The sequence below is a fragment of the Providencia rustigianii genome (assembly GCF_900637755.1).
Lineage (GTDB): Bacteria > Pseudomonadota > Gammaproteobacteria > Enterobacterales > Enterobacteriaceae > Providencia > Providencia rustigianii.
In genome coordinates this window covers 3,825,405-3,847,026 of record NZ_LR134396.1, presented here as the reverse complement: position 1 = coordinate 3,847,026, position 21,622 = coordinate 3,825,405, and the positions used below count along the sequence as shown (strand labels likewise).

At 40.2% G+C, this 21,622-nt stretch carries 22 protein-coding genes and 1 pseudogene; 16 read left to right on the top strand and 7 right to left on the bottom strand.

What is annotated here, in order from left to right; genetic code table 11:
- The first annotated feature begins 57 nt into the window (after positions 1 to 57).
- The 3 genes from EL244_RS17785 to EL244_RS17775 all read left to right on the top strand — a co-directional run bounded on the left by EL244_RS17785 (position 58) and on the right by EL244_RS17775 (position 3,974).
- Positions 58 to 1,716 carry an LTA synthase family protein gene (locus EL244_RS17785; RefSeq protein ID WP_126462657.1) on the top strand — a complete coding sequence of 553 codons (1,659 nt, stop codon included), beginning with the start codon at positions 58 to 60 and terminating at the stop codon, positions 1,714 to 1,716.
- Positions 1,717 to 1,781: 65 nt separating this feature from the next.
- A complete protein-coding gene (locus tag EL244_RS17780) occupies positions 1,782 to 2,783 on the top strand; it encodes an NAD-dependent epimerase (RefSeq protein WP_006816166.1) in 1,002 nt (333 codons plus the stop codon).
- Positions 2,784 to 2,807: 24 nt separating this feature from the next.
- Positions 2,808 to 3,974: a nucleotide sugar dehydrogenase gene (locus tag EL244_RS17775; protein WP_126462654.1), complete on the top strand. Its 1,167-nt coding sequence runs from the start codon at positions 2,808 to 2,810 to the stop codon at positions 3,972 to 3,974.
- A 50-nt stretch (positions 3,975 to 4,024) separates the two neighbouring features.
- Here the strand turns inward: EL244_RS17775 and thiM are convergent, their stop codons facing one another.
- The 3 genes and pseudogenes from thiM to EL244_RS17760 form a co-directional block, all read right to left on the bottom strand.
- Positions 4,025 to 4,798 (bottom strand): hydroxyethylthiazole kinase, encoded by a 774-nt coding sequence (thiM, locus tag EL244_RS17770; protein ID WP_126462650.1) that lies wholly within the window; start codon positions 4,796 to 4,798, stop codon positions 4,025 to 4,027.
- 57 nt (positions 4,799 to 4,855) lie between these two features.
- Positions 4,856 to 5,680, bottom strand: a pseudogene (dinD, locus tag EL244_RS17765) (DNA damage-inducible protein D).
- A gap of 256 nt (positions 5,681 to 5,936) precedes the next feature.
- A complete protein-coding gene (locus tag EL244_RS17760; protein WP_039855860.1) occupies positions 5,937 to 6,800 on the bottom strand; it encodes a YicC/YloC family endoribonuclease in 864 nt (287 codons plus the stop codon).
- A gap of 127 nt (positions 6,801 to 6,927) precedes the next feature.
- Between EL244_RS17760 and rph the strand changes: the two genes are divergently transcribed.
- On the top strand, positions 6,928 to 7,641 hold the full coding sequence (gene rph / locus EL244_RS17755; protein ID WP_006816172.1) for a ribonuclease PH: 714 nt from the start codon (positions 6,928 to 6,930) through the stop codon (positions 7,639 to 7,641).
- 125 nt (positions 7,642 to 7,766) lie between these two features.
- Positions 7,767 to 8,408, top strand: coding sequence for an orotate phosphoribosyltransferase (pyrE, locus tag EL244_RS17750; RefSeq protein WP_006816173.1), 642 nt, complete (start codon positions 7,767 to 7,769; stop codon positions 8,406 to 8,408).
- Between the two features lie 57 nt (positions 8,409 to 8,465).
- On the opposite strand, the gene slmA is transcribed toward pyrE, so the two are convergent.
- The 3 genes from slmA to coaBC form a co-directional block, all read right to left on the bottom strand.
- Positions 8,466 to 9,065, bottom strand: coding sequence for a nucleoid occlusion factor SlmA (slmA, locus tag EL244_RS17745; protein ID WP_039855863.1), 600 nt, complete (start codon positions 9,063 to 9,065; stop codon positions 8,466 to 8,468).
- A gap of 217 nt (positions 9,066 to 9,282) precedes the next feature.
- Positions 9,283 to 9,738 (bottom strand): dUTP diphosphatase, encoded by a 456-nt coding sequence (dut, locus tag EL244_RS17740; protein WP_126462646.1) that lies wholly within the window; start codon positions 9,736 to 9,738, stop codon positions 9,283 to 9,285.
- A complete protein-coding gene (coaBC, locus tag EL244_RS17735; protein WP_126462914.1) occupies positions 9,710 to 10,948 on the bottom strand; it encodes a bifunctional phosphopantothenoylcysteine decarboxylase/phosphopantothenate--cysteine ligase CoaBC in 1,239 nt (412 codons plus the stop codon). Before coaBC ends, dut begins: the two co-directional genes overlap by 29 nt.
- Before the next feature lie 179 nt (positions 10,949 to 11,127).
- On the opposite strand from coaBC, the gene radC reads away from it, so the two are divergent.
- From radC to mutM, 11 genes are all read left to right on the top strand, one after another.
- Positions 11,128 to 11,793: a RadC family protein gene (radC, locus tag EL244_RS17730; protein WP_126462643.1), complete on the top strand. Its 666-nt coding sequence runs from the start codon at positions 11,128 to 11,130 to the stop codon at positions 11,791 to 11,793.
- A 253-nt stretch (positions 11,794 to 12,046) separates the two neighbouring features.
- Positions 12,047 to 12,283, top strand: coding sequence for a 50S ribosomal protein L28 (gene rpmB, locus EL244_RS17720; protein ID WP_004265123.1), 237 nt, complete (start codon positions 12,047 to 12,049; stop codon positions 12,281 to 12,283).
- An 11-nt stretch (positions 12,284 to 12,294) separates the two neighbouring features.
- Positions 12,295 to 12,462, top strand: a complete 168-nt coding sequence (gene rpmG, locus EL244_RS17715) for a 50S ribosomal protein L33 (protein ID WP_004265124.1) — start codon at positions 12,295 to 12,297, stop codon at positions 12,460 to 12,462.
- A gap of 218 nt (positions 12,463 to 12,680) precedes the next feature.
- Complete coding sequence (gene rfaQ / locus EL244_RS17710) at positions 12,681 to 13,745, top strand: lipopolysaccharide core heptosyltransferase RfaQ (RefSeq protein WP_006816178.1); 1,065 nt, start codon at positions 12,681 to 12,683, stop codon at positions 13,743 to 13,745.
- A gap of 2 nt (positions 13,746 to 13,747) precedes the next feature.
- Positions 13,748 to 14,872: a glycosyltransferase family 4 protein gene (locus EL244_RS17705; protein WP_126462640.1), complete on the top strand. Its 1,125-nt coding sequence runs from the start codon at positions 13,748 to 13,750 to the stop codon at positions 14,870 to 14,872.
- Positions 14,865 to 15,662: a lipopolysaccharide core heptose(I) kinase RfaP gene (gene rfaP / locus EL244_RS17700; RefSeq protein ID WP_126462637.1), complete on the top strand. Its 798-nt coding sequence runs from the start codon at positions 14,865 to 14,867 to the stop codon at positions 15,660 to 15,662. The genes EL244_RS17705 and rfaP overlap by 8 nt, the downstream gene beginning before the upstream one ends.
- Positions 15,663 to 15,684: 22 nt before the next feature.
- A complete protein-coding gene (gene waaO, locus EL244_RS17695; RefSeq protein ID WP_126462635.1) occupies positions 15,685 to 16,695 on the top strand; it encodes a lipopolysaccharide 3-alpha-galactosyltransferase in 1,011 nt (336 codons plus the stop codon).
- Positions 16,696 to 16,723: 28 nt separating this feature from the next.
- Positions 16,724 to 17,956 (top strand): O-antigen ligase RfaL, encoded by a 1,233-nt coding sequence (gene rfaL / locus EL244_RS17690; RefSeq protein WP_126462632.1) that lies wholly within the window; start codon positions 16,724 to 16,726, stop codon positions 17,954 to 17,956.
- Positions 17,956 to 18,966: a glycosyltransferase family 8 protein gene (locus EL244_RS17685; protein WP_126462630.1), complete on the top strand. Its 1,011-nt coding sequence runs from the start codon at positions 17,956 to 17,958 to the stop codon at positions 18,964 to 18,966. The genes rfaL and EL244_RS17685 overlap by 1 nt, the downstream gene beginning before the upstream one ends.
- Before the next feature lie 4 nt (positions 18,967 to 18,970).
- The gene (locus EL244_RS17680) at positions 18,971 to 20,113 is read left to right on the top strand and encodes a glycosyltransferase (RefSeq protein WP_126462627.1); all 1,143 of its coding nucleotides are present in this window, start codon (positions 18,971 to 18,973) and stop codon (positions 20,111 to 20,113) included.
- A 24-nt stretch (positions 20,114 to 20,137) separates the two neighbouring features.
- A complete protein-coding gene (gene mutM / locus EL244_RS17675; RefSeq protein WP_115164813.1) occupies positions 20,138 to 20,947 on the top strand; it encodes a bifunctional DNA-formamidopyrimidine glycosylase/DNA-(apurinic or apyrimidinic site) lyase in 810 nt (269 codons plus the stop codon).
- 3 nt (positions 20,948 to 20,950) lie between these two features.
- On the opposite strand, the gene coaD is transcribed toward mutM, so the two are convergent.
- Positions 20,951 to 21,436 carry a pantetheine-phosphate adenylyltransferase gene (coaD, locus tag EL244_RS17670; RefSeq protein ID WP_006816187.1) on the bottom strand — a complete coding sequence of 162 codons (486 nt, stop codon included), beginning with the start codon at positions 21,434 to 21,436 and terminating at the stop codon, positions 20,951 to 20,953.
- Positions 21,437 to 21,622: the final 186 nt, after the last annotated feature.

Here is a 21,622-nt window from a genome sequence, read left to right as displayed (position 1 = left end):
TTATCAACCCTAACGTTATCCAACTTAGTACATCACATTGGAATTTTGGTAAGTCGAATGAATAAAAAGATCATTGCGAGTATTTATCTGGCGCTCATTTTTATAGGCTCCCTTTTTCTTGTTTTTGAAAAAAGTAGCGTAATATATCCAGCGCTGATTTCCGTCAGTGTCTTCGCCATTATCTTTGGTGTCTTATTCACCCTGACAGCTCGCTGGCTATTCTCCGCGATTGTAACCAGTACACTATTTATCATTATCAAAATATTTAATCAGTTAAAAGTTCATTATTACAAAGAGCAGCTTTTTTTCACTGATATTAATTTGATGACCGATACCTCCAACTTGGGCACTTTAGGTCACTATTGGTTAGCGGGTTTGGCGGTAATCGGGTTATTTATCGTCTTAATCATTAACGGAATCATTAGTTGGCGTTTATCCACACCGTGCAAACGATGGATTTCTCGGGTAGTGAGTATACTCATGGTGGTTGCGGGTTATTTTGGCGCCGATTGGGCCAGTGCTCATTATTACGATCGATGGTCTCAAACGTTGCCAAAAGGGCGTGGTACGGTCACTAACTTAGTGATGTCGGCAAATAATGCCAAATATAAATCCCCTCATTTTGTCGGTGACTCAAGCTATTTTGAGAAAAAAGCGGCGGATGTGGTTCTTAACAATCAAGGCGAATCAGAAAAGCCAGATATCGTTCTGTTACTGCAAGAATCCTCTGTTGATCCCAAAGTCTATGATTTACCTGAAGGCGTTAAATTGCCGGAATTATTTATGTTCCAGCAAGATGCAAACGTTGTTGCACATAGCCCAATGCGTGTTCAAACCTTTGGTGGGGGAACGTGGTTATCTGAGTTTTCTGCATTAACGGGCTTAAACAGTGATGACTTTGGCTCACAAAAAAGCGGTGTTTTCTATTTTGTTGTCGACCATTTAAACCACGGTTTGTTTAAAGAGATGAAAGCCAACGGTTATTATACCGTGGTACTGACACCCTTTAATAAAGGGGCATATCACTCTGGACATGCTTATGAAACCCTCGGTGTAGACCGCATTATCCAACCTCAAGAGTTGGGGTATCCGGGTAAATTACAAGATAATTTATGGACGATCAGCACAGAAGATATGCTGAAGTACGTGAAAAAAATTTTGGAGAAAGAAACAGATAAGCCCGTGTTTATTTTCTCGTTAACCATGTATGAGCACGGCCCTTATAAAGAGGGGCACAGTGATGATTATGGAATCAAAGATAAATTAGACAATAAAGAGGCTGCGGGTGAATTTAGCCATTATATGGAGAAAATCGTTCACTCAGATGCCTCTATCCGTGATTTTGTCTCCTTCATGGAAAAACGCCAGCGTCCGCTGATGTTCTTATATTTTGGGGATCACCAACCGGGAATTAGCTTAAACCAGTATAAATCAACATTCCCGACGCCAGCTTATCTTACGCAGTTTACTCTCAGGGATAATCTTAAAGCTGCCACACCAATTAACGTGGGTGAGTTAACCGATATCTCTTTCCTTGGTGGCATTTTATTAGAGCGGGCAAACCTGAAAATTTCGCCATTTTATGAAGCGAACATTAAAATGCGTCACTTATGTGATGGTAAACTGAATGACTGTGAAGATAAGCAGTTATTGGATGGTTATCGCCATTATATTTACAACGTATTAAATGTTGCCAACAAAGATGCGGCAAAGTAGTCATGCATAAATAATGCTAGAATGCGGATAAGCCACAACTTGATTAACGCAAGAAGATAACGAATATGAAATATTTGGTCACGGGAAGTGCCGGTTTTATTGGATTTAGATTGTGCCAACGACTGCTAGAAAGTGGGCATGAAGTTATCGGTATCGATAATATGAATGCCTATTATGATCAGGGATTAAAACAGTCTCGATTGCATATTCTTGAGCAATATCCACAGTTCCGTTTTATTCCTCTTGATATTACAGACCGCGAAAAAGTGTTGGTGCTGTGTACCCAAGAAAATTTTGACCGTGTTATCCATCTTGCTGCGCAAGCTGGAGTGCGTTATTCATTACAAAATCCTTTTGCCTATGCAGACAGCAATCTCAATGGGCATTTGGCTATTTTAGAAGGCTGCCGCCAAGCAAAAGTGAAGCACTTGGTATATGCCTCATCGAGCTCAGTGTATGGTGTGACCGATAAAATGCCATTCACTACCGATATGCCAACGGATCATCCTATTTCATTGTATGCGGCAACCAAAAAAGCCAATGAATTGATGGCTCACTCCTATTCACATCTCTATCAGCTGCCGACGACGGGACTGCGCTTTTTCACCGTTTATGGTCCATGGGGTCGCCCGGACATGGCACTGTTTAAGTTCACTAAGGCTATCTTAGCGGGTGAACCCATCGATGTTTATAATAACGGCGATCTGAGCCGTGATTTCACTTTCATTGATGATATTGTCGAGGGAGTGATCCGTATTTCAGATATCATTCCACAAGCAGACCCGCAAAACCGTTCGGATTCTCCCGCTGAAAGCAGTGCGCCTTACCGTATTTATAATATTGGTAATGGTCAGCCGGTTAAATTAATTGAATTTATTTCAGCGCTGGAAAAAGCATTAGGCAAAGAAGCCATCAAAAACTTTTTACCGATGCAAGCCGGGGATGTTTACACGACATGGGCTGATACCGAAGACCTCTTTAAGGCAACGGGCTACCGCCCTCACGTTACCATAGAACAAGGTGTACAGGCGTTTGTCGACTGGTATAAGTCATACTACAAAATTTAATAATTTATTGATTAGAGGTTTACTGTGAAAATAGCAATCGCAGGTACCGGCTATGTCGGTCTGTCTAACGCCATGTTACTGTCTCAGCACCACGAAGTGGTGGCGGTCGATATCATCCCTGAAAAAGTGGCCATGCTGAATAACAAGCAATCGCCGATTATCGATACTGAAATCGAGCGGTTTTTAACCGAAAAAACGCTAAACTTTCGCGCAACACAAGACAAAGTTGAAGCCTATACGGGTGCACAATATGTGATTGTGGCGACGCCGACAGATTACGACCCAAAAACCAACTACTTCAACACCAATTCAGTGGAATCTGTCATTCACGATGTGAACACACTGAATCCAGATGCGACTATTATCGTGAAATCCACCATTCCCGTGGGCTTTACCGCGCGTCTGCGTGATGAGTTTGGTTACACCAATGTGATTTTCTCCCCGGAATTTTTACGTGAAGGTCGTGCGCTGTGGGATAACTTATATCCTTCCCGTATTGTGGTGGGCGAGCGCTCTGAACGTGCACAAATTTTTGCTAACCTGTTACTCGAAGGCGCGATTAAAAAAGACGTTCCAGTGTTGTTTACTGATGGCACTGAAGCCGAAGCTATCAAGCTGTTCGCAAACACCTATTTAGCGATGCGCGTCGCCTATTTCAATGAATTAGATACTTATGCCGAAAGCCGTGGTTTGAATGCCCGCCAAATTATCGAGGGTGTTTCTTTAGACCCACGTATTGGCAGCCATTACAATAACCCATCCTTTGGTTATGGTGGTTATTGCTTACCGAAAGACACCAAGCAGCTACTGGCAAACTACGATGATGTGCCAAATACCCTAATTAATGCCATCGTAGAATCAAACCGTACCCGCAAAGACTTTATCTCGGATGCGATTATTGCTAAAGCGCCACGTAAAGTGGGCGTGTATCGCTTAGTCATGAAAGCGGGCTCCGATAATTTCCGCTCCTCTGCAGTGCAAGGGGTGATGAAACGTATTAAAGCCAAAGGCATTGAAGTTATCGTCTACGAACCCGTTTTAAAAGAAGATGAATTCTTCCGCTCTAAAGTGATCCGTGACTTAGATGCCTTTAAAGCGGAAAGCGACATTATTCTGACTAACCGCATGGTACCAGAGTTGGAAGATGTAGTGGATAAAGTGTATACCCGCGACCTGTTTGGTAATGATTAATTATTAACAGTTACTATTGATTGCCCCACTTAGTTGGGGCAATTTGCTTTTTAGGGGCGAGATAACGCATCTAAAAATTCTGGAATAAAGCTTCCCGTTCCACGGCAGCGTTGAGAGGCAGCTTCACCAGCTCGCTTCATGATGGCACATGCACTGGCGACATTGGTCAGCTTATCTCCGGGAAGCGCACAACATGCAGCAACCACCGCAGATAACGCGCAGCCTGTTCCTACCACTCGAGTCATCAGAGGGTTTCCACCCTGTACGGCGATAACGCGTTCCCCATCAGTGATGTAATCTACTTCCCCGCTAATCGCAACAATCGTATTAACCTGTTTGGCTAACAATTTAGCAGCGGGGAGCGCATCATCCGTCGAATTCAATGAATCTACGCCTTTTCCCCCTTGACTAGCACCAACGAGCGCCATGATTTCAGATGCATTTCCACGAATTGCACTGGGTTGTAAGAAGAGTAATTTGTGGCAAAACTGAGTTCTAAATTTTAATGCACCGACGGCGACGGGGTCGAGTACCCACGGCTTTTGAGCCACATTGGCACTTTTCACTGCTAAGTACATCGCATTTTGTCGCTCTGTAGTTAAGGTGCCAACATTAATCAGTAAGCTGCTAGCAATGGCAGCAAATTGCTCCGCTTCTTCTGCTTCAATGACCATCGCGGGTGAGCAGCCCAATGCTAATAAGACATTTGCGGTAAAGGTTTGCACGACATCATTAGTCATGCAGTGGAGCAAGGGCGAGTTTTGTTGGAGTTGCTGTAAAACTAAAGTTTGGGTAGTCGGATCAAATTGTTCTACTGTGGACATATTGCCTTCTTTTTATCAGCTGTTTTTTAACTGGAGCGTTTCTGTCATGATTTAAGGCTATTGATTCAGTTTTTTCTTTTCTGCAGTTTCTAACTGCTTAATACTTTTTTCTGGTGACGGCAAATCTTCTGGCATGGTTCCACCAAGTTCACGAATCGTATCTCGAACCTTACTTCCTACATCAAAGTGTGTTTGATTTGCATGCGTTTTACTTTGTACATTGTCTCGTCTGAGTTTTTCTTCTGCTTGTGTGGATCTAAATAAGTTAGCAGCGAGTTCTGTCGACCCCATATGGTCTAAAATTTTTTGTGATTTTTTTAAGCCTTTATGTTGATGGATGCCTTTTTGGTCTAATCCACCGTATAAACCTTTGTATCCATGGTTTTGGAATATCGCAAAATCAATATTTGTCTCAACGCCGGCTTGTTGAGCGGTTTCAACTAACTGTTTATTATGTTCTTTCAATTCGTTATGAAGAAATAGACGTTTTTCATCTTCACGTAATTTTTTGAATACGTCATCATCAGCTAATTCTTGTCGTCTTGTTTGAATGGCAAAATAGGTTTGTCCTGCTGCAATAACGGGTTTGCTTGGGTCGCCATTTTGAACAACAAGGTAGCAAGCGTAACGGGATAAGTTTAAATCATCTATTTCTCGTTTTGCCCCAGAGCCTAGAATAACCATTTTGTTGGCTTCAACGAAATGGTATGAAGATTCTTGATGACTTGATTCACAGGCTTGAATTGCCTTATGTAAAACTTTCTGAAAGTTTCTCCAATCTTTGTAATCTAATAATGGAGCTAACTCCCTTGCAGACTAATACTCGAAACCATCATCTGAGAGTAATTTTATTTTTTCGAAAGGTTGGCTCTGATGTTCCATATATAACTCCTTTTTATTAAGCGTTAAAAGACTTTATATTTGTAGGGTAGATTAGTGTTAACCAACAGTTGGTTAGATATCCATCACTCTGAGAATGTGTGATTATCGCACCGAGTGAAATCTTACCGTTGAATGGTTGTTTTTAAGTCTATCCTAGTCATGTTCTATTGAGAGCCACTCAATAATCTACAGATAATAAAAAACCAGCAAATACAAGGTATAAGCTGGTTTGGAGTTGTTCTGAAAAATAGAAAACTTATTCGATGTTCTGAATTTGCTCGCGCATTTGTTCAATTAATACTTTGAGCTCGACGGCGGAGTTAGTGACTTCACTATTAATGGATTTCGACGCGAGAGTATTCGACTCGCGGTTAAATTCTTGCATCATAAAATCAAGGCGGCGACCACTGGCTTCTTTTTTCTTCAGAATATTACGGGTCTCTTTAACGTGAGCTTCAAGTCTATCTAACTCTTCGGCCACATCAATACGCTGGGTCAACATAATCAGCTCTTGCTCTAAACGGTTATTATCCACCTGAATTTGAGCTTCTTCGAGTTTGCTTTGTAGACGATCACGCTGCCACTGTAAAATTTCTGGCATATGTTGGCGCACTTTAGCGACTTCAACAAGGACACCGTCTAAACGCTGCTCGATAAGGCTATGTAGAGCAGCTCCTTCGGCTTCACGGCTTTGAATAAAGGCATCAATTGTTTCATCTAAGCCGGCCATCAGCTGTTCACTAATGGCATCGAGATCTTGTTCGCCCGCAGACATCACACCCGGCCAACGCAAAATTTCTAGCGGATTAATCTCGCCTTCATGGCTGTAGTTTTTGACCCAATTTGCCGCGCTGATGAGCTGACGAGCCAGACCTTCATTTAAGATCAGTTCTCCACGCTGCGCGCTATCTAACTCTATGCGTAAGTTACACTCTACCTTTCCGCGGGTGAGACGAGAACGTAGACGTTCACGGATAACGGGCTCTAAGCTGCGAAATTGCTCAGGTAAACGGATATAAGTTTCTAAATAACGTTGGTTTACGGAACGCAGCTCCCAAGCCGCATTCCCCCATTCACCCTTGATATCACGGCGAGCAAAAGCGGTCATACTACGGATCATAATTCGTTCCTACCTTATTATTTGTAAATTAATGGGATTATAGCGCTATGACGGATGACAGGATAGGCATTATCTGATTAACAACGTATAATACGTGCCAATTTGAGTGAATAACGGAGATAACACCATGCGCCCAGCAGGTAGATTAGCAGACCAAATGCGCCCTATAAAGATCACGCGTAATTATACAAAGCACGCAGAAGGCTCTGTTCTTATTGAGTTTGGCGACACTAAAGTGTTATGTACCGCGACCGTTGAGGACGGTGTTCCTCGTTTTCTCAAAGGACAAGGTCAAGGTTGGGTAACGGCGGAATACGGTATGTTACCTCGTGCGACAAATTCTCGTAATCAGCGTGAAGCTGCGAAAGGGAAACAAACCGGTCGTACTATGGAAATTCAACGACTGATTGCACGTTCATTACGCGCAGCGGTTGACCTGAAAAAACTCGGTGAATATACCATTACATTAGACTGCGATGTTATCCAAGCCGATGGCGGTACGCGTACAGCATCTATTTCTGGGGCATGTGTTGCACTGGTAGATGCGCTGAATAATATGATCGCTCAGGGGAAAATCACAAAAAGCCCACTGAAGGCAATGGTCGCAGCGGTTTCTGTTGGTATCGTTAAGCAAGAAGCATTGTGTGACCTAGAGTATGTCGAAGATTCTGCTGCAGAAACGGATATGAACGTCGTCATGATGGACGATGGCCGCATGATCGAAGTGCAAGGCACCGCAGAAGGTGAACCATTTAGCCATGAAGAACTTTTAGAACTTCTTGCATTGGCGAAAACGGGGTTAGACACCATTTTCGAAGCTCAGCGAGAAGCGCTGAAATAGATTAATAATTAAATAGGCGGCTGAGAAGTCGCCTTTTTTATGTCTGCGGTTTACTGCTTTAGATAAACCACAGAAGTAATACCCAATAAAAATAGATGAATATTAACTAGTGAGGAGAATGACCAATGAAAGCCTATCAGCGCGATTTTATTGAACTTGCCATGAAAAAACAGGTACTGAAATTTGGTGAGTTTACGCTGAAATCAGGTCGTAAAAGCCCCTATTTTTTTAATGCGGGCTTATTTAATACAGGGCGTGACTTGGCTCTCGTGGGTCGTTTCTATGCGCAGGCATTACAAGAAAGCGCAATTGAATGTGATGTAATTTTTGGACCTGCTTATAAAGGGATTCCGATTGCGACAACTACCGCAGTGGCGTTAGCAGAGCATCATGATATCGATATGCCGTATTGCTTTAACCGTAAAGAAGCAAAAGACCATGGGGAAGGCGGTACGTTAGTAGGTAGCCCATTACAAGGGCGTGTCGTTGTGGTTGATGATGTCATTACTGCAGGAACGGCGATCCGTGAATCAATGGAAATTATTAAACAGCAGAATGCGATTTTAAATGGTGTATTGCTATGTTTAGACCGCCAAGAAAAAGGGAAAGGTGAAATTTCTGCGGTTCAAGAAATTGAGCGTGACTATGGATGCAAAGTCCATTCGATCATCACAATGAGTGATTTAATTGCTTACTTAGCGGATAAAGCGGATATGCAAGAACACCTTGCAGCAATGAAAGCCTATCGTGAGCAGTACGGAATCTAATGATGTAAAAAAAGCCCTCGCCCAATAACGGGCGGGGTGAGTAGTATAAATAAGTGCTTATTGTAACTGAGCCAAAATTAAAGGCCAGCGAGCTTCGAATTCGACGGTAGGTCGGTAACGAAACTCTGAACGTACAAAGCGCGACAACATACCTTCACAGAAGGCTAATAGCTGAGAAGCCAGTAATGATTCATCGTGAACAAAACCATGACCATTACGGATCTTTTTCTCTTTAAGGACTTGTCGTAGCTGTGATTCTATACGTTCAAATAGTTGGTTAATACGCCCTTGCAGCCGGTCCTGCTCAAACATAAGCGCATGTCCTGTCATTATACGCGTTAAGCCAGGGTTTTTTTCTGAAAAGCCCAAAATCAACGCTAAAATCAACTTAATTCTAATGGTGGTATCTTTTTCGTCCGCTAAAATTTGGTTGATGCGTGAAACCAGTGAATCTTCAATAAACTCAATCAGGCTATCAAACATCTTCATTTTGCTTGGAAAATGACGATATAACGCAGCTTCTGAGACACCAACTTTAGCGGCAAGTTTTGCCGTGGTAATTCGTTGACTGCCATCGCTACTTTCTAACATTAACGCGAGAGACTGCAAAATCTCATCTTGTCTGTTACGTTTTTGTGTTGTTGTATTCTCTGCCATGTCTGATAAGACCCCTGCTAAAACAGCAAGACAAACTATCCAAAATTTCGCTCTGAGTAAAGTCACACTCAGTACAAAAGCGATTTAAAATATGTAGAGATTATAACCAAATCTGCACAATTTACGTGAGAGGTAGGCACTGTAATGACTATCTTTATTCATTAATATAGGCGCTTTCTTAACGCCTATATTGTGCTTAAAGGTTACCGAGCTAAATTTACTGGCGACCAGAATGACCGAAACCGCCTTCTCCGCGCTCTGTTGCATCAAAATTATCAACAATATTAAATTCAGCTTGAACGACTGGGACAAAGACCATTTGTGCCATACGTTCACCTGGCTCAATAGTGAAAACTTTATCTCCACGGTTCCATACAGATACCATTAATGGACCTTGGTAATCTGAATCAATCAGACCCACTAGGTTACCTAAGACTACACCGTGTTTGTGGCCTAATCCTGAACGAGGCAAGATCACCGCGGCGAGTTGTTCATCAGCGATATGGATAGCTAAACCCGTCGGGACTAATTCTGTTTGACCCGGCGCCAAATCGATAGGTGCACTAATACATGCACGTAAATCTAAACCCGCGGAGCCAGTCGTTGCATAAGTTGGCAGTGGAAACTCAGTCCCAATACGGGCATCAAGAATTTTTAGATCGATTTTTTTCATAACGTTGAAGTATCTCGTCAAGTAAATGGTGGCTTAATTCAATTTTACTGCAATGTGGTAAACGAACATCACCATCAGCATCAAACAGGTGTAGTGCATTGTTATCACTATTAAAACCGTTATCTGCGAGGGAAACATCATTAGCACAAATTAAATCTAATTGCTTTTGTAGGCGTTTTTGTTGGGCATACTCTTCTACATTTTGAGTTTCTGCCGCAAATCCAACAACATAAGGTCGATTTTGTTTTAATTGACCGACACTCGCGACGATATCTGGATTTTTCACGAGTGTAATAGAAATTTCGTCGCCTTGCTTTTTGATTTTATTCTCAGCAACGGTTTTTGCTCGATAATCTGCAACAGCTGCACAACCAATAAAAATATCTTGCTGGGCAATGGACTGATGGACGTGCTCATACATATCGAGAGCACTGGTCACATTAATGCGTTCGACACCTTCAGGTGTTGCGAGACTGACTGGACCCGCAATTAAGGTCACTTTGGCTCCACGAGCACTGGCTGCTTGGGCGATAGCAAATCCCATTTTCCCAGAACTATGATTACTAATAAAACGCACAGGGTCTAAATCTTCTCGTGTTGGGCCTGCGGTAATCATCATTGAGATCCCTTGCAAGTCTGTACATCCACGAAAGTAATTACTTACTAAGTGTACAATCTCTAAGGGGGCAATCATGCGACCTGGACCAATATCACCGCAAGCTTGGCTACCTTCATCAGGTCCCCAAATCATAAACTGGCGTTGTTGCAGTCTGATTAAATTCTCTTGTGTGACGGAGGCTCGATACATTTGTTGATTCATTGCAGGCGCAACTGCAATGGGTGCAGCAGATGCAAGACAAACCGTTGTGAGCAAATCATTTGCCATACCTGAACTCAATCGAGCTATTAAATCAGCGGTTGCCGGCGCGAGAATAATTATGTCAGCCCATTTAGCCAATTCAATGTGACCCATTGCAGCCTCGGCCGCCGGATCTAATAAATCATCGGAAACTGGGTGCCCAGAAACCGCTTGCAAGGTTAATGGGGTGATAAATGCTTTTGCGGCTGAGGTCATTACAACACGTACAGATGCCCCTTCATCACGTAACCGGCGAGTGAGCTCTGGTATTTTATACGCGGCGATCCCACCACTGATACCGAGAACAATTCTCTTACCTGATAATGGGTTATCTGAAAGTTGTTGATTCATGGCTTTATCCGGTTTAGTCAACATGAAGGGCATCTTACCATATCAATAGAGTAGTTGAGATACTCGATTTTGCATCTCCATACTATTTTTGCGAAGCGCTACGCAAAGGATTACTGAAGTTGTTGTTGGTCTTTTTTTCTTTGGTTAAAAAGGGCGCCTATGGGGAGAAAGGTATAATTATGGATGAATTTATTGCGCTGCAACCACGGGAAAAAATGTTGGCATATGGTGCAGCTTCGTTATCTGATGCTGAGTTACTGGCAATATTTCTACGAACAGGCAGTCGTGGAGAGCCTGTTTTACAGTTCTCTGAACGATTATTAAGGGAATTTGGTTCATTGTATCTCTTAATTCAAGCCGATCATGCAAAGCTCACGAAGTGTAAAGGAATGGGAGACTGTAAGTTTACTCAGTTACAGGCGGCCAGTGAGCTGGCAAGGCGCTGTTTTTCAGCCCAATTTCTCTATGAAGACAACATGACTAGCCCTGAAATGCTTAAAAATAGATTAATGGAGCTATTTGCAGGGCAAGAAAGAGAAGTTTTTATGGTGATATTTTTGAATAATCAGAATCAAATCATCTGCCACGAAGAGATGTTTAAAGGAACGGTGAACCGAGTTGAAGTACATCCGAGAGAAATTTTGCGGTTTGCCATGAAAATGAATGCTAGCAGCATTATTTTGGCGCATAATCACCCATCAGGTAACCCAGAACCGAGTATTGCAGATAAGCAAATGACTGAACGTATTCATAGCGCATGCTCGATTATGGGGATTAAATTACTTGACCATTTTGTCGTCGGACACAAACATTGTATCTCGTTTGTGGAGCGCGGATGGCTATAAAATTATTTTTTTGGCTAAAAAATGACAACTTTTGCTCTGTTGGGCTTGAGTGAAAACGATTGAAAGCGTATACTACGCCACCTTTAAGGATCTCGGGTTTGACGAGAAGAGCCTATCTCAGTAAATTTTTTTGCTAAGATAAATATATTTTGTTGATCACTTAAAAGTTTGCTGAGATGGGCTCCAAAGCCTGACGAGGCAGTCAAGCCCAGAACAAAAAAGCTCGAGCTGATTAGATTTTTGGAGAATAGACATGTCACGAGTCTGCCAAGTTACCGGCAAGCGTCCAATGAGCGGTAACAACCGTTCACACGCATTAAACGCGACCAAACGTCGTTTTTTGCCAAACCTGCACTCTCACCGTTTCTGGGTTGAGTCTGAGAAACGTTTCGTAACACTGCGTGTATCTGCTAAAGGTATGCGTGTTATCGATAAAAAGGGTATTGATGCTGTTCTAGCTGAACTGCGTACCCGTGGTGAGAAGTACTAAGGAGCTAAAAAATGGCTAAAGGTATTCGCGAGAAAATCAAGCTGGTTTCTTCTGAAGGTACAGGTCACTTCTATACCACTACGAAGAACAAGCGCACAATGCCGGAAAAACTGGAACTGAAAAAATTCGATCCAGTTGTTCGTAAGCATGTGATCTACAAAGAAGCAAAAATCAAGTAATTTTGCTTTCTGCGTACGAAGAACCCAGCTTAGGCTGGGTTTTTTTATGTCTAAAATTGCCAAAATCACAGAAAAAATAGCGTTCCAAAAGGGATATTGATTAAAAACTATAACCATTATTCTGAACGTAGTAACATATTCAGTATTCATTGAATTAATAACGTTATTTATTGTCAAATCCATATCAATTTACATATAGACCTGATTAAGAGCGCCTGGTGAAAAAACAGTTTAAAAAAATTCTTGTAATCAAGATGCGGTTTCATGGTGACATGTTACTGACAACGCCTGTTATCAGCTCATTGAAGCAAAATTATCCTGATGCCCAAATTGATGTTTTACTTTATCAGGACACCATTCCTATTTTGTCTGAAAATACCGATATTCATGCTTTATATGGCATGAAAGGAAAGAAAAGTGGTGGTTTAAGTAAAGCCTGTAATTTCTTAAGCTTGTTGTTTAAATTGCGTAGCAATAAGTATGATTTGGTCGTTAACCTCGCAGACCAGTGGATGGTTTCTCTATTGGTAAGAGCCATTCCCGCAGAAATGAAAATTTCTCATCAATTCGAACACCGAGATTCCCAATATTGGCGTAACAGTTTTACCCATCTCACCCCTCCACAAGGGGAGCATGTGGTATTAAATAACTTATCGGTTCTTAAACCTTTAGAACTTAAAGAGTTAAATACTGATCTGACGATGTCGTATGCTGAACAAGATTGGAAAAATATTGATCAAAAACTATTGGACCTTGGTGTTCACAGTAGCTACGTCGTTATCCAACCGACAGCTCGCCAAATTTTTAAATGCTGGGATGACGAAAAATTCTCGGCAGTGATTGATGCACTGCAATCTCGTGGATATCAGGTAGTTCTAACATCAGGTCCAAGTAAAGACGATTTAGACTGTGTGAATCACATTGCGGATGGCTGTAAAACAAGGCCTATTACTGAATTAGCAGGTAAAACCTCATTCCCTGAATTAGGTGCGCTAATTGCCCATGCCGCATTATTTATTGGTGTAGATTCAGCTCCGATGCACATTGCTGCCGCAGTCAAAACTCCAATTGTGTGTCTATTTGGTGCAACCAACCATATTTTCTGGCGTCCATGGAGTGATAACGTGGTGAAATTCTGGGCTGGAGATTATGAAAACATGCCTCTGCGTGATGATCTGGACAGAAATAAAAAGTATCTTTCTGTGATCCCTGCTTCGGATGTGATTAAAGCTACTGAACAGATGTTACCCATGAATATGCGCTCAATGATGGGAAGGTATTAATTATGGTTTTGGCATTCTGTCTGTATAAATATTTCCCATTTGGTGGGTTACAGCGAGATTTTCTTCGCATTGCAACAGCTTGCCAAGCTCGTGGCCATCATATTCGAGTTTATACTCAGTCATGGGAAGGCGAACGTCCGGAACATTTTGAAATTATCATTGTTCCTGTCACCTCTAATACCAATCATGGGCGTAATTCACAATATTGTGAGTGGGTTATAAACCACTTAAAGCAACATCCTGTGGATCGCGTTGTTGGTTTTAATAAAATGCCGGGATTAGATGTCTATTTTGCCGCGGATGTTTGCTATGCGCAAAAGGTGGCGGAAGAAAAAGGCTTTTTCTATAAATTAACCCCACGTTATAAGCACTATGCGGCATTTGAAAAAGCTGTTTTTCAAATGGGAAAACCGACTCAATTAATGATGTTAACGCCTCATCAGATTGCCCATTTTAAAACGCATTATTCAACGGAGCCCGAACGTTTTCATATGTTACCGCCAGGCATTGCTCTGGATAGAAAATATGATCAGCAGATAGCCGACGCGAAACGTATCTATCGAGAGAAAAATCAAATCCCAGACTCTGCATTTTTGTTACTCCAAGTGGGCTCTGATTTTAAACGCAAAGGCGTGGATAGAACACTGAAGGCGATGGCGGCACTACCTGAATCGATCAGGAGCAAGACACGATTAATGGTAGTTGGACAGGATAAACCGGCTAAATATCAGCGCTTAGCGCAGCAACTAGGTATAGAGCCGCAAGTATCATTTTTTAGTGGACGTAATGATGTTGCTGAGCTGATGGCGGCCGCAGATATACTGATGCACCCGGCTTATCAAGAGGCTGCCGGTATCGTGCTTCTTGAGGCAATTGTTGCGGGTTTACCCATCATTGTGACTGAAGTTTGTGGCTATGCGCCTTTTATCAACCAAGCCCAATGTGGCATGGTGATTCAAGAGCCGTTTGACCAAGAAATATTGAATAACGTGCTATCAGAGAGTTTGCAAAATACTCAGCAACGTGAGCAATGGGCAAACAATGCTAAATACTTTGCTGATACAGAAGATCTGTATAGTTTACCGGAAAAAGCCGCAGACATTATTTTAGGATGCTCGAATGGTTGAGTTAAAAGCTCCTTTTAATGAGCTATGGAAAGATAAAGACCCATTTGTTGAGGCTGATAAGTTGCAGGGTGAGGTGTTTCGTGCCTTAGAAACCCGTAAGACACTACGTTTTCAGCTCGATGACAAAAGTTATTTTATTAAAATCCACTATGGCACGACGCTAAAAGAAGTACTGAAAAATTTAATATCGTTCCGTTTACCTGTCTTAGGGGCGGATAGGGAATGGAATGCCATTCATACACTGACTCAGGTCGGTGTTGACACCATGAATGGCCGAGCATTTGGTCAGAAAGGTTTCAATCCTTTACGTCGCCACTCTTTTATCATTACTGAAGATTTGACGCCGACGGTGAGCTTAGAAGATTTTTGCGCAAACTGGGCGAAAGAACCTCCAAAATTTAAAACCAAACAGATGATTATCCAGCGTGTGGCTGAAATGGTTCGCAAGATGCACGGTGCAGGCATTAATCACCGAGACTGTTATATTTGCCATTTTTTACTGCATCTACCTTTCACAGAAGATCAGCAAAATTTAAAAATTTCAGTGATTGATTTACATCGCGCACAATTAAGAAAATCAGTGCCGATGCGTTGGCGAAACAAAGATTTGATTGGGCTATACTTTTCTTCAGCTGAAATTGGTTTAACCCAACGCGATATTTTTCGGTTTATGAAGACTTACTTTGAATTGCCGTTAAAGGATATTTTAAGGCAAGAGCAAAGATTACTGGATATTGCTCAGAAAAGATCAGAAAAAATTAAAGAACGAACTGTAAGAAAGTCGCTGTAATTTGATAAAAAGAGAGAAAAGAATGTTTTTTAATAAAGAAAGTGCAATTAGTAAGCAGATTGATTTATCTTCTACTGAAGCAATAACTAGTGGCTGCTTGCATGTGTCTTATGGTATCGATCGTAATTTTTTATATGGTTGTGGTATTTCAATTGCATCATTATTAAAAAACAATCCAGATATATCTTTTTCTTTTCATATTTTTACTGATTTTTTTGATGATGCGCAAGCGAAACTGTTTAACCAACTGGCTTTACAATATAAAACAAAGATAAAAATATATTTAGTTGATTGTGAGCAGTTAAAAACATTACCCAGTACAAAAAATTGGTCTTATGCGACTTATTTTAGATTTATTATTGCAGATTACTTTTCTGATCAACTTGAGCGTATTATCTATATGGATGCTGATATCATGTGCCAAGGTTCGTTAAAAGAGATCTTGGACATCCAATTTTCACATGATGAGATTGCCGCAGTTGTTCCTGAAAGAGATAGTGAGTGGTGGAAAAAAAGAGCAAATGCATTAGGAATTCCAAGTATTGAGAAGGGATATTTTAATGCGGGCTTTTTAGTTTTAAATTTAGCAAGCTGGAAGAAAAATGATATTTCGTTAAAGGCGATGGATCTTTTATCTCAAGATGAGGTTAAGTCGAAGATTTCTTATCTTGATCAAGATATTTTGAATATGCTATTAACCGGAAAAGTTATTTATTTAGACCAAAAGTATAACACGCAATATAGTCTAAATTATGAACTGCAAAACGGAAAGAAAGAGAATCCGATCACAAATAAAACAATACTTATTCATTATATCGGTCCAACTAAACCATGGCATGATTGGGCTAATTACCCAACGGCGAAACCTTTTTTAGAGGCTAAAAATGCATCGCCGTGGAAAAATATTCCTTTACTGAAAGCGAAAAGTAGTAATCATTTGAGATATAGCGCAAAGCATTTATTTAAACAAGGGTTATATTGGCTTGGAATTAAGTCTCAAATTCAATATTTCTTAGTGAAAATCACAAAATAATAATACATTTTAGATGGTAGAGAAAATCATGTCTTTTTTAGATAAACACGCAAGCTTTATATCTAAATATAACAGAATCCTCATTTTTCTGTTTATAACTTTATTTTTTGTTGAGAATGTGACTAGGTATAAACACATTCTTTTTTACATTATGATAGCAACTGCGTTATTTTATATATTTTCTGACACGAAAAAAGTCATCAGTAAATTGAAAAATAAAGAATTTTATTTTGTAGTGCTACTTTCTTTAGCATTCTATTTATCTGTAACGTATTCGAGTTTAACAAAGGATTCTTTAAAGTTTGTTAATAATAACTTATTGAATTATGGTATTTTGTCATTAGCTATTTTATTCCCCATTATTCTTTATAGAGAGAACGTAAAGAATATTTCAAAATTAATCATAACTAGCTATGTCTCAGCGTTAGTTTTACTTTTAGCTATTGAATTAGTTCGTTATATCATAGCTTACCAGAATGGTATAATGCCATTTACAACCTATAACTTTAGATCAGTTTCTGATTCACTGACTTTTTTCTTCCCTATTATACCTATTCTTTGGTATATGTTGCCAAAGTCAAAATTAATATATTTTTATGCCTTATGTATCGTATTTTTATTTGTTTTACTAGGTACTCTTTCAAGAGGTGCATGGCTCGCTGTTGCAGCTTCAGGAATATTATTTTTATGTTTTAAGCGACCTTGGAAACTCATGGCTGTTTCTTTTGGTATCGTTGCGATTGGATTAGTCTCGCTAAAGATGATATATCCAGATGCCACAAATACGCTTTTTTTCAAGTTAGAACAAACCGATAGTTCTCATCGTTATACTAACGGGACGCAAGGAACGGCATTTGAGTTAATTATGGAAAATCCACTAATTGGCTATGGCCCTGGTGATAAAGTTTTCCATGAAAAGTACAATAGTGTTGTTGAGCAGCACCCAAATTGGACATATAGATCATCAATAGGCCCTCATAATATTTGGCTATTGATTTGGTTTGGTGCTGGAATCTTAGGTTTAGTTTCTTTTTCCCTACTTGTTTTCTCTGCTGGTTATACCTCCTGTAAAAGCGTTTTTACAAACAGAGAAAACCAGATGATTTATTTTGCATATTTAGCGTTATTCATCAGTTTAATTAGCTTTTACCTTGTTAGAGGCATGTTTGAGCAAGTAGATTTAAAACCATTAGGGCTGATTCTTGGGCTCTTGATTGCGATGACTAATGCTGATTTTACAAAACGTATGGATCAAAAATAATGAACAATTTAATTATGAAAAAGTATCAGATAATGGGTAGTGAGATGAACTCTTTATCTGAAGCCTTTAACGTAATTTATGGCTCTGATGAAAATTATCAGTTTGGTGTAGGGGTTTCTGCCGTTTCATTATTATCAAATAATCCATCAACATTTTTTAGGTTTCATCTATTTTTAGATATTGTTAAACCTGAATTTTTAGATAAGTTACGTTTAATTGCTGAACAGTTTTCTGTCGAATTTAATGTTTATGAGCTGGATAATTCATTACTCAAAACTTTACCCGCATCAGAGGTCTGGTCATCAGCGATGTATTTCCGCTTGATCGCATTTGAATACCTATCGAATGATTATGATTATGCTCTTTACTTAGATGCTGATGTTATTTGCAAAAGCTCACTAAACCTATCAACCGATACTATCGCTAATGTTATCGCTGGTGTAGTACCCGATGATATCGGTGTAAGGGCAAAGAGCGGAGAGAGATTACACGTACCAGAATTAAATGAAACCTATTTTAATTCGGGGGTGATGTTTGTGAACCTTAAAGCGTGGCATCACAACCAAGTGACAAAAAAATGTTTTGAGCTTCTTTCTCAATCTAATGCAAAAGAGTTATATAAGTACCCTGACCAAGATGTTTTGAATTTAATCTTAAGGGAGAAACTCGTATTATTACCTAGGCGGTTTAATACTATTTATACCCTCAAAAATGAGCTAAATGATTCCACACATCAAAAGTATAAGAATATCATTACAGCGGATACGGCCTTAATCCATTATACGGGTGTGACAAAACCTTGGCATACGTGGGCTAATTACTCTTCTGCAACGCCATTTTATGAGGCTTTAGCATCCTCCCCTTGGACTAAAAAAGATTTAAAGCCAGCAACTAAATTTGCAGAGAAAAAGAAAGAATATAAACATTTATTGAAGCAGGGCGCTATTGTTACTGGTTGTATCTCTGGTATTAAATATCTACTTCAAAAACTCGATACTAAAAAAAGATAATAGCATGATTAAAAAAGCAATATTTACAGTAACGCCTATATTCTCTATACCGCCTAAAAGCGCAGCTGCTGTAGAGTCATGGATGTACAACGTAGCTAAGAGATTAGATATAGAAAGCCGCATTATTTGTATACAGAATGACGGGTATTCGGCACATTCAGTGGTTAACAAAAATTGTGCAATAGACCGTATCAAATTTGGAAAAATATACACACGGCTATTTAAAAAATGGACCCGATTAGATCCATATTCTTATGCAGATAGAATTGTAAAATTAAAAAGAGATTTTGCACAGAATCCGAACGAAAGTATTATGTTTGTGCATAATAATATTAAGTTATTTAAAAAAATAATAAAAAAAGAAGGGCATAAAAATGTTGCCCTTCATATGCATAATTTTTTTGAACCGAACGGTATTCCATCGGATATAAAGCTTATTGTTCCTAGCCACATTATGAAGAATTGGTTCAGAGAACGCTTACCCAATGCACATATTGAAATTGTAAGAAATGGCTTTGATGGTGATATATATGCTCAATCACCAGAAGTAAAACGTGAAGATTTTAATTTAGATAAATCAGATAAAGTTATTTTATTTGCAGGAAGAATTGCTAGAGATAAAGGACTTCTTGAGTTAATGCAGGCATGTAATACCTTTTTTAAAGATAATAATGATTATAAATTAGTGATTGTCGGTGATCCTAACGCGGCTAAAAAAGGTGAATTAGCAGATTATCAGAATGAAGTAAAAGATTTTGCAGAGTATTTAGGGGCGCAATGTATATTTGTTGGTGGTGTCCATCCTGATAAGATCAGACACTATTATTCAATCGCTGATATTATTGCAACACCTTCAATAGCAGATGAAGCATTTTGCATGGTTGCACTTGAAGCCATGGCTTCCGGTCGTCCAGTTATTGCGAGTCAGCGTGGGGCTATGGTTGAATTTATTACACATAATGAAACGGGTTTTATTTTTAGGGAGCCGCTTTCACCACAGAGTATGGCGGAGGATATTCAAAGTGCGTTAAATCATCCTGACCGCTTGAAAATAGCCACTAATGCGAGAGAGCATGCATACAATAACTTTACGTGGGAAATTGTCACAGCAGAGCTCCAAAGTGTTATCCAGAAATGGTATTCATAATACATAGAGATATAGAGTCTTATCATGCCAGAACTTCCCGAAGTTGAAACCAGTCGTCGAGGCATCGAGCCTCACTTGGTCGGCAACACAATTGCTTATACGATCGTTCGTAATAGTCGCTTACGTTGGCCAGTAAGTGAACAAATTAAAAGCTTAGCCGATGAAAAGGTGCTGAGCGTGCAGCGGCGGGCAAAATACCTGCTAATTGAGCTGAATAAGGGATGGATTATTGTTCACTTGGGAATGTCTGGTAGCGTACGAATTTTGACGGAAGAGTTACCTGAAGAGAAACATGACCATGTTGATTTGATTCTTGGTGATGGCAAAGTGCTACGTTATACCGATCCTCGCCGTTTTGGGGCATGGCTATGGTGTGAAGATCTCGACACCAGCTCTGTACTGGCGCATTTAGGTCCAGAACCTCTCTCTGATGAATTTAATCCTCAATACCTATTTGATTTAGCAAAGAAAAGAAAAGTGGCGGTGAAACCTTGGTTAATGGACAACAAAGTTGTCGTCGGTGTTGGGAATATTTATGCAAACGAAGCCTTATTTGCATCAAAAATTTCGCCAGAAAAAATGGTCAACCAGCTGACTTTGGCAGACATCACTGAGTTAGTGAAACAGATCAAAAAGGTTTTACAACGTTCGATTGAGCAGGGCGGAACGACCTTGAAGGATTTTTTACAATCAGATGGAAAACCGGGATATTTTGCACAAGAGTTATTTGTTTATGGTAAAAAAGGTGAGCCTTGTTCGATGTGCGGCACGCCCATTGAAAGCATCAAGCAAGGGCAGAGGACAACATTTTATTGTCCTCAATGCCAAAAATAAGACTTAGGCTTTATTGAGCTTTTTTAGCATCGCTTCAGCCACAATCGGTGGTAAAAACGATGAAATGTCACCATCATGGAGCGCAACGTCTTTGATTAAAGAGGACGATACAAAAGAAAGGCTCTGTGATGGGAGCAAAAAGACGGTTTCTAGATCCGGAACAAAGTGGCGATTCATATTAGCTAATTGCCATTCGTACTCGAAATCAGCGACAGAACGCACGCCACGAATCAAAATATTTGCTCCGTGTTTTTGGGCAAAGCTTGCCATCAACTCAGAAAAACCAACGACTTCGACATTATCTAAGTGAGAGGTAACCTGTCTTGCTAACTCAACACGTTCTTCAAGATTGAACATCGGGCTTTTACGCTGGCTATTGGCAATCGCCAATAATACATGGTCAAACATCGCCGCCGCACGGGTGACAATATCAACGTGCCCAGAAGTGATGGGGTCAAAAGTTCCGGGATAAATAGCTTTATGTATCATGATGATGCTATCTCATTGTTTGTAATTACTTATTCTAAAACAGCACGATGAATAAGCGACGGTTAAATCCACATTAGCGGCAATTGGATGCCCTTGCAACATAGATTGATAGGGATGAGTCCATTTTAAGTTTAATTTTAGGCACAGATTCTACACACTTTCAGTAATGGTTTATGGTAAGATAGC